Source organism: Saccharopolyspora sp. NPDC002578, from assembly GCF_053592695.1.
Genome location: NZ_JBSFWJ010000020.1, coordinates 86,981 through 95,408, shown reverse-complemented (window position 1 = coordinate 95,408; position 8,428 = coordinate 86,981). Strand labels below are relative to the sequence as shown.

The following is an 8,428-nucleotide window of genomic DNA, read 5'->3' as shown; positions in this document are numbered from 1 at the left end:
AGCGTTCTTCTCGCGAGGACAGCTTTTTCCCTCGTGGCGGAGCCACTTGGGAAAAAGATCCCGCAGCGAGAAGAACGCTGAGGTTCCGCCACCTGCCCCCTACGGCAGGCCGGGACCGGAAACCATCAGTCGGTCTGGCGCAGGCCCAAGGCGTTGAGGGCTCCGGATACGAGTCCGGGCTTGCTCTCCGGGAGCAGTTCGGGCGCGTGCTCGCGCACCGCGTCCAGCACCTGCGAGGCCGAGGGGTTCACCGCGGACCAGTCGCCCAGCACGACCGTCGGCACCGTCTCGTTGCCGTCGGCGATCGCGCGCACCGCGGCGGCCGCGCCCTGCTCCTGCCAGATGTCGATCTCCCGGAACTCCAGGTCCTGGCGCCGCAGTCCCGCGCGCAACGAGGTGCAGAACGGGCAACCCGGCCTGGTGTAGACGATCAGCTCCGCGCCGGTCCCGCCCTCGTCAGTCCGCTCACCGTCCGCGCTCATCGATCACACCTTCCTGTTCCGGGTGATCACCGCGGGTACACCGGTGATCCACTGCCCCTCGCTCGCGCCAACGCCGCCGCGGACCGGGTTATTCCGGTGCAGCGGGAAGGAGCCACTCCGGCGATCCGGCCGCTACGAACCGTTACGGTGCGTGCGACGTCGTCAATCCGCGCCACCCGTGCGGCGGCAGACTTGATGGAGCACACCCACCATGAGCCAGGGCACTCGGCGCGAACGCATCCGCGCGGCGACCGAAATGGAGATCCGCGAGCACGCTCGCGCCCTCCTCGTCACCAAGGGACGCGACGCCGTGACCCTGCGGGCGATCGCCCGCGAGCTCGGCATCACCGCCCCGGCGCTGTACCGCTACTACGACTCGCGGGAGGACCTGCTCCGCCAGCTGGGCGACGACATCTGCACCGACCTCGTCACCGAGCTCACCGAACGGGTGCGCGGCGCGGATCCGGCCGACTTCCGCGGCAAGCTGAACTCGGTGTGCCACGGCTTCCGCCGCTGGGCGCTGGCGCACCCGAAGGAGTTCGCGCTGGTGTTCGCCACCCGCGCCGACGAGACCTCCGAGCCGGAGGGCGGGGCCGCGCACCCGGACGGCTCCGAGGACCGGTTCGCGAGCGTGTTCATGCGCATCATCGGCCCGCTGATGGTGGAGGCCACGAACCTGGTGAACCACGAGGCCGCGCCCGCGGGCCTGCACGGCGAGCTCGCGTCGAACCAGCAGGCGCTGGCGCACGCCTTCTCCGACGAGGGCATCGAGATGCCCGCCGAAGCCCTGGACACCACCGCGGTGTTCGTCCTGCTGCGCTGGTGGGTGCGGTTGTACGGGCACGTGGCGCTGGAGGTGTTCGGGCGCTTCCCGTTCACCCTGGTCGATTCGGACCTGCTCTACGAGTCGCTGCTCGACGAGCTGGCCAAGGAGATCGGCATCGCCTGAACCGGGATCGCCCGGCGAAGACGCCCGAGGCGAGTCGAGGTTGCCTCGGAGTCCGGGATCTCACTTCTTCCCGGCGGGGGACATCCCTCGGCACCGCAGCGCGTCCTAGTGATCACAGGCAGTTGCACCGATCACTGGGAGAGACCATGGCCATCTCGTCGAAGTTCCGCCGCGCCGCCACCGCCACCGCGCTCAGCGCCCTGGTCGGCGGGGGTGCGCTGCTCACCGCCGGCGCGGCCACCGCGGCGCCCGCCGGGCCCTATCCGTGGTGCGCTCCCGGTGATCTGAACGTGTCGGTGACCGAGGGCCACGCGCCGAACGACGGCCGGCTGTTCGCGATCACCTTCGAGGCGAAGCCGGGTGTGTCCTGCGACGTCGAGGGGGAGCCGTCGACCTTGACCTTCTTCAACGGCGACGAGGCGGTGGAGGGCATCAGCACGGTCATCCCGGAGCCGGGTTCGGAGCAGCGCTACACGATCGACGAGCAGCACCCCGGCGTCGCCTACTTGGCGACGCCCGCGGAGTCGGCCGACCCGAAGCCGGTCTCGTCGATCACATTCGACCTGCCGCAGCGCGGCGGGATCAGCGTTGCCTGGCCGAGCAGCGAGATCGACGGCCCGGTGCGCATCGGGAACATCGGACCGCAGGTCAGCTGAGCCGGGGGAGCGGGGAGCGTGCGGCCAGGGCCCGCGAGAGGGAGCAGCGGTTCCCTGGCCGCACGTGTGACACCCCTTATTTTCCCGGCCCGACCGGGTCTTTCTCGATCCGGCGCGATTCGGCCGCATTCTTCGGGGCGGTGCGGAGTCCGCGCCGGATCAGTTCTTCTCGGAGTTTCAGCGGCCGAAGTCCTGGGTCCAGTACCAGCCGTCGGTCTGCACGCCGACTCCGATGCTCTTGAGCGAGCAGTCCAGGATGTTGCGCTTGTGCCCGGCGGATTTCATCCAGGCGTCCATGACCTGTTCGGCGCTGCTCTGCCCTGCGGCGATGTTCTCCGCACCGGGTGAGGAGTGGCCGGCGTTCTTGATCCGCTGGTCGAAGGTCACGCCCTCGGGCGTGGTGTGCGAGAAGTAGTCGCGGGCGGACATGTCATCGCTGTGCCCGTTCGCGGCGGTGGTCAGCCGCTCGTCGGAGGTGAGCGGTTCGCAGCCGGCTCCCGCTCGGGCCTCGTTCACGAGCTCGACCACGCGCTGCTGCTGCCCGGTGTCGGCCGCGAAGGCCTGCGCCGGGATCGCGACACCGGCTCCGAGCGCTACGGCCGCGAGCCCCGACGCGATTACGGAACGTTGCAAATTGGTCCATGCCATGGGGACGCAAACTACCCACGACGGGTGAGATAGTTCCGTTATATGTGCCTCACAACACAGATCAAGACACTATCCGTGCTCAAATTCCTGTCGATCTTTTAACCCACACGGGCGAACGGTTTTTGCGCTCTTCCGCGACGGCGCGGTCTCGAATCAAGCGGGAGCCGGCAGCGGATGCACCCTTTTCGGGGCGATCGAATTCCGCGTTCGACCGAGCGGATCAATCGACTTCGTCATTCACGAACGAGACGCGAAAGAAACCGGCCCGTTCGACCGAATGAATCAGGTCGAACGGGCCATTCCAGGGAGAAGATCAGGCGAGCGTCCTGTCGTGCGCGCGCTGGGCGTCCTGCCGGGCCGCCTCCGCCCCCGTCGCGATCGGAGCCGTGATCCACTGGCGCGGCAGGCCGAACGCCTCCACCAGCTCCACCGCGTGCGGCCGGAGCCCCTGGCACAGGCCGTTCACCGCCTCCGTCACCGCCTTCGCGCGACGCGGCGTGATCCGCTCGTGCTCCAGGAACCAGCCCCGGTCCTCCTCGATCGTGGCGAGCACGTACAGATCGCACACCCGGTCCAGCAGCTGCGCGGTCGGGCCGTCGGTGCAGCGCTCGATGCCCGCGACGAACGCCTCCAGCACCACCCGGTCGATGTGCACCCGGGCCGCGCGCAGCACGTGGTCCTGGGCGTTGTTGAACACCTCGAAGGGGTCCGCGTCCTTGCCGGTGGCCCGCCGCAGCCTGCGGGCGACGCCGTCGAGGACGTGGCGCTCGCGGTCGTCGAACAGCTTGAGCTGCCAGCCGCGGTCGAACACCGCTTCCTCGTCGTCGCGCTGCGCGGCGTCGACCAGGCGCTGCACCAGCGACTTCGCCGCGGTGCGCTCGATGACCGCGCCGACGAACTGGTCGGCGACGAACCGCGCCACCTCCAGGGTGCCGAGCTCGCCGAACTGGTCCTTGTAGTCGGTCAGCAGCCCCTTCGCGACCAGCTGCAGCAGGACCGTGTTGTCGCCTTCGAAGGTGGTGAACACGTCGGTGTCGGCCTTCAGCTGCGGCAGCTGGTTCTCCGCCAGGTAGCCGGCACCGCCGCACGCCTCGCGGGCGGCCTGGATGGTGCTCGTCGCGTGCCAGGTGGTCAGCGCCTTGAGCCCGGCGGCCCGCGACTCCAGCTCCCGCTGCGCGCGCTCGTCCCCGGAACCCGACACCTCGTGCAGCGTCTGCACCAGCTGTTCCTGCGCGAAGTGCAGCGCGTAGGACTTCGCCAGCGCGGGCAGCAGCTTGCGCTGGTGGCCGAGGTAGTCGAGGACGACGGTCTCCTCGGCGGTGCCCGGGCGGTCGAACTGCCTGCGGGTCGTGCCGTAGCGCAGCGCGATCTCCAGGGCGAGCTTCGCGGCGCTGCCAGCGGTTCCCGCCACCGAGATCCGGCCGCGGATGAGCGTGCCGAGCATGGTGAAGAACCGCTTGCCGGTGCTCTCGATCGGGCTGCTGTAGGTGCCGTCGGCGGCCACGTCGCCGTAGCGGTTGAGCAGCGCCTCGCGCGGCACCCGCACCTGGTCGAAGGTGATGCGCCCGTTGTCGACGCCGTTGAGCCCGGCCTTGCGGCCGCAGTCGGACAGGTGCACGCCGGGCCGGGCGGAGCCGTCCCCGTTCCGGATCGGCACCATCAGCGCGTGCACGCCGTGGCGCTCGCCACCGGTGATGAGCTGTGCGAACACCACCGCCATCCGGCCGTCGCGGGCGGCGTTGCCGATGTACTCCTTGCGCGCCGACTCGTGCGGCGTGTGCACCACGAACTCCTCGGTCGCCGGGTCGTACTCGGCGGTGGTGCGCAGGTGCTGCACGTCGGAGCCGTGCCCGGTCTCGGTCATCGCGAAGCAGCCGGGCAGGTCCAGGCTCATGATCGAGGGCAGGTAGCGCTCGTGGTGGCGTTCGGTGCCCAGCGCCTGCACCGCGCCGCCGAACAGGCCCCACTGCACGCCGGCCTTGACCATCAGCGACAGGTTCCCGGCCAGCATCTCCAGCGAGACGACGGAGCCGCCGACGTCGCCCTGACCGCCTTGCGCGGCGGGGAAGCCGATCTCCGGAATCCCGCTCTTGACCAGCAGGTGCAGCTGTTCGAGGGTCTGCGCGCGGTGCGAGTCGGTGTCCAGGTGGTCACCGGGTGGCAGTGCGGTTCCTTCGAGCGCCTCGCGCACCTTGGCGCGCACCCCGGCCCACCGCCCGTCGAGCAGGTTCGCCAATTCGTCCGCGTCGAACCGAGCGGGTGTCTTCGGGATGTCCATGCCAGCCTCCACAGGTCTGGTGCCGTCTCGATCGAGCCTAGTTACTCGCCAGTAGGTCAGCTATGTGACCTCTCTCGCCACCCTCCACGTCAGATCCACACCCCCGCAATTTCGCGCGGAACCGCCGGGAGTCGCCCCATCCGAGCCCAGCATCGACGCAGGTCGCAGGACCGAGGTGCGGGGCCATGCACGAGTCGTCCAGCCGACAAGTCGACATGGAGCCACGAGCGAAACGGCCCGCTCGCCGGAAGAACCGGGGAGCGGGCCGTGCGCGGCGGAACGGGAGGTCAGGCGACGACGTTGACCAGCCGGCCGGGAACGACGATGACCTTGCGCGGCTCCTTGCCCTCCAGCGCGGCCACCACCTTCTCGTCGGCCAGCGCCGCGGTGCGCACCTCGTCCTGCGACGCCGACGCGGGCACCACGACCCGCGACCGGACCTTGCCGTTGATCTGGATCGGGTACTCGGCCGTGTCCTCGACCAGGTACTCCTGCTGCGCGACCGGGAACGGGCCGTGGGCCAGGCCGCCCTCGTGGCCCAGCCGCGACCACAGCTCCTCCGCCAGGTGCGGGGTCAGCGGAGCGACCATCAGCACCAGCGGCTCCACGACCTGGCGCGGCGTGCCCGCGGCACCCGAGTACGCCTTGGTGACGCGGTTGTTCAGCTCGATCAGCTTCGCCACCGCGGTGTTGAAGCGCAGCGCGTCGAAGTCCTCGCGCACCCCGTCGATCGTCTTGTGCAGGGCGCGCAGCACCTCCTCGTCGGGCTGCTCGTCGGTGACGCGCGGCTCGCCGGTGCTCTCGTCGACGACGTTGCGCCACAACCGCTGCAGGAACCGGTGCGAGCCGACGACGTCCTTGGTCGCCCACGGCCGCGAGGTGTCCAGCGGGCCCATCGCCATCTCGTAGAGCCGCAGCGTGTCCGCGCCGTAGGCGTCGGCCATCTCGTCCGGGGAGACGGAGTTCTTCAGGCTCTTGCCCATCTTCCCGTACTCGCGGCGCACCTCCTCCGCACCGAAGAAGAACTTGCCGTCGCGCTCCTCGACCTCGTCCGCGGGCACGTACACGCCGCGGGAGTCGGTGTAGGCGAACGCCTGGATGTAGCCCTGGTTGTACAGCCGCCGGTACGGCTCCTCCGAGCTCAGGAAGCCCAGGTCGAACAGCACCTTGTGCCAGAAGCGGGAGTACAGCAGGTGCAGCACCGCGTGCTCCACGCCGCCGACGTACAGGTCCAGCCCACCCGGGTCGTCCGCGCCGTGCGACTGCGGCCGGGGCCCCATCCAGTAGCGCTCGTTGGCGGGGTCGACGAACTCGGAGTCGTTCACCGGGTCGATGTAGCGCAGCTGGTACCAGCAGGAACCGGCCCACTGCGGCATCACGTTGGTGTCGCGGCGGTAGTCCTTGAGCCCGTCGCCCAGGTCCAGCTCCACCTCGGCCCACTCGGTGGCCTTCGCCAGCGGCGGTTCGGGGCGGCTGTCGGCGTCCTCCGGGTCGAAGGTGCGCGGCGAGTAGTCCTCGACCTCCGGCAGCACCACCGGCAGCGAGCTCTCCGGCACGCCCAGCGGCTCGCCGTCCTCGCCGTAGACGATGGGGAACGGCTCGCCCCAGTAGCGCTGCCGGGCGAACAGCCAGTCGCGCAGCTTGTACTGCACCGTGCCGGTGCCGTGGCCGCGCTCGGCCAGCCAGTCGATGACGGTGCTCTTGGCCTCGTCCAGGCCCAGGTCGTTGAGGTCCAGCCCGGCTTCGGGGTTCGCGGAGTTGATCCGCGGCCCGTCGCCGGTGAACGCGCCGTCGACGTGGTCGTCGGTGGGCTGCACGGTGCGCACCACCGGCAGCTCGAAGGCCTGCGCGAAGTCCCAGTCGCGGGTGTCCTCGCCGGGCACCGCCATGATCGCGCCGGTGCCGTAGCCCATCAGCACGTAGTCGGCGACGAAGACCGGGATCCGGCTGCCGTTGACCGGGTTGGTGGCCCAGGCGCCGGTGAACACGCCGGTCTTGTCCTTGTTCTCCTGGCGGTCCATGTCGGACTTCATCGACGCGGTGCGCCGGTAGTCCGCGACCGCCTGCACCGGGGTCGACGCGCCGCCGGTCCACCCGTCGCGGGTGCCCTCGGGCCACTCGGCGGCGGTCAGCTCGTCCACCAGCGGGTGCTCCGGGGCCAGCACCAGGTAGGTCACGCCGAACAGGGTGTCCGGCCGGGTGGTGAACACCTCGACGCGCTCGGCGGACCCGTCCAGCTGGAACGTGACGTTCGCGCCCTGCGAGCGGCCGATCCAGTTCCGCTGCATGCTCTTGACCTTGTCCGGCCAGTCCAGCCGGTCCAGGTCGTCCACCAGGCGGTCGGAGTACGCGGTGATCCGCATCATCCACTGCTTCAGGTTCCGGCGGAACACCGGGAAGTTGCCACGCTCGGTCAGGCCGTCGGCGGTGACCTCCTCGTTCGCCACGACCGTGCCCAGGCCGGGCGCCCAGTTCACCGGCGCCTCCGACAGGTACGCCAGCCGGTAGGAGTCGATCAGCTCGCGCTGCTCGGTGCGGCCCAGCTCGCTCCACGCGCGGCCGTCCGGGGTGGCGCGCTCACCGTCGGCGAACTGCTTCTCCAGCTCGGCGATGGGCCGCGCGCGGCCCTTGCCGCCGTCGGCCTCGGTGTCGTACCAGGCGTGGAAGACCTGCAGGAAGATCCACTGCGTCCACTTGTAGAACTCGACGTCGGTGGTCGCGACCCGCCGGCGCTCGTCGTGGCCCAGGCCCAGCCTGCGGATCTGGCGCAGGTAGCGCTCGATGTTCTGCTCGGTGGTGGTGCGCGGGTGCGTGCCGGTCTGCACCGCGTACTGCTCCGCGGGCAGTCCGAAGGCGTCGAAGCCCATCGTGTGCAGCACGTTGCGGCCCAGCATCCGGTGGAAGCGGGCGTAGACGTCGGTTCCGATGAAGCCCAGCGGGTGCCCGACGTGCAGCCCCGAACCGGACGGGTACGGGAACATGTCCTGGATGAACAGCTTGTTCGCCGCGTCCAGCTCGGAACCGGTGCTCAGCGGACCGGCCGGGTTCGGCGCGTGGAAGGTGCCGAGCTCTTCCCACCGCTGCTGCCAGCGCTGCTCGACCTGCGCCGCCGTCTCCGCGGTGTAGCGGAACCGGGGCGTCTCCTCACTCCCGTTCGCCGAGCTCCCCGTCGACGGATCTCCCGTCGGCTCGCTCGTCACGCCTGCTGCCTGGCCGCTCATCACCTGCGTTTCCTTCCCTGCTCACCGCGCGGATCGCACACCCCCAGTGTGCCGCCCACCCCCAACCGGTTTTCCGCGGCCCGCCCCTGACCGAAGCCGGGGCCGCCGGGCGGTCGGGAACACCGCGACCGGACGCGGATTGACAGCGCGGGCGCGGCACTCCCTAACCTGATCACCACCAGCGGGACGCAGAC

At 70.1% G+C, this 8,428-nt stretch carries 6 protein-coding genes; 2 read left to right on the top strand and 4 right to left on the bottom strand.

The features are described 5' to 3' along the window. Positions 1 to 125: 125 nt before the first annotated feature. Positions 126 to 482 carry a glutaredoxin domain-containing protein gene (locus ACWD38_RS12890; protein WP_184484058.1) on the bottom strand — a complete coding sequence of 119 codons (357 nt, stop codon included), beginning with the start codon at positions 480 to 482 and terminating at the stop codon, positions 126 to 128. Positions 483 to 693: 211 nt separating this feature from the next. On the opposite strand from ACWD38_RS12890, the gene ACWD38_RS12885 reads away from it, so the two are divergent. Next, the gene (locus tag ACWD38_RS12885; RefSeq protein WP_184484056.1) at positions 694 to 1,431 is read left to right on the top strand and encodes a TetR/AcrR family transcriptional regulator; all 738 of its coding nucleotides are present in this window, start codon (positions 694 to 696) and stop codon (positions 1,429 to 1,431) included. A 146-nt stretch (positions 1,432 to 1,577) separates the two neighbouring features. Then, positions 1,578 to 2,087, top strand: coding sequence for an immunoglobulin domain-containing family protein (locus ACWD38_RS12880; RefSeq protein ID WP_184484054.1), 510 nt, complete (start codon positions 1,578 to 1,580; stop codon positions 2,085 to 2,087). Between the two features lie 177 nt (positions 2,088 to 2,264). Here the strand turns inward: ACWD38_RS12880 and ACWD38_RS12875 are convergent, their stop codons facing one another. The 3 genes from ACWD38_RS12875 to leuS form a co-directional block, all read right to left on the bottom strand. Continuing rightward, positions 2,265 to 2,735 (bottom strand): CAP domain-containing protein, encoded by a 471-nt coding sequence (locus tag ACWD38_RS12875; RefSeq protein WP_450124105.1) that lies wholly within the window; start codon positions 2,733 to 2,735, stop codon positions 2,265 to 2,267. Between the two features lie 313 nt (positions 2,736 to 3,048). After that, complete coding sequence (locus ACWD38_RS12870) at positions 3,049 to 5,013, bottom strand: acyl-CoA dehydrogenase family protein (protein ID WP_450124104.1); 1,965 nt, start codon at positions 5,011 to 5,013, stop codon at positions 3,049 to 3,051. A 287-nt stretch (positions 5,014 to 5,300) separates the two neighbouring features. Further along, positions 5,301 to 8,234, bottom strand: a complete 2,934-nt coding sequence (gene leuS / locus ACWD38_RS12865) for a leucine--tRNA ligase (RefSeq protein WP_450124103.1) — start codon at positions 8,232 to 8,234, stop codon at positions 5,301 to 5,303. Between the last annotated feature and the right edge of the window lie 194 nt (positions 8,235 to 8,428).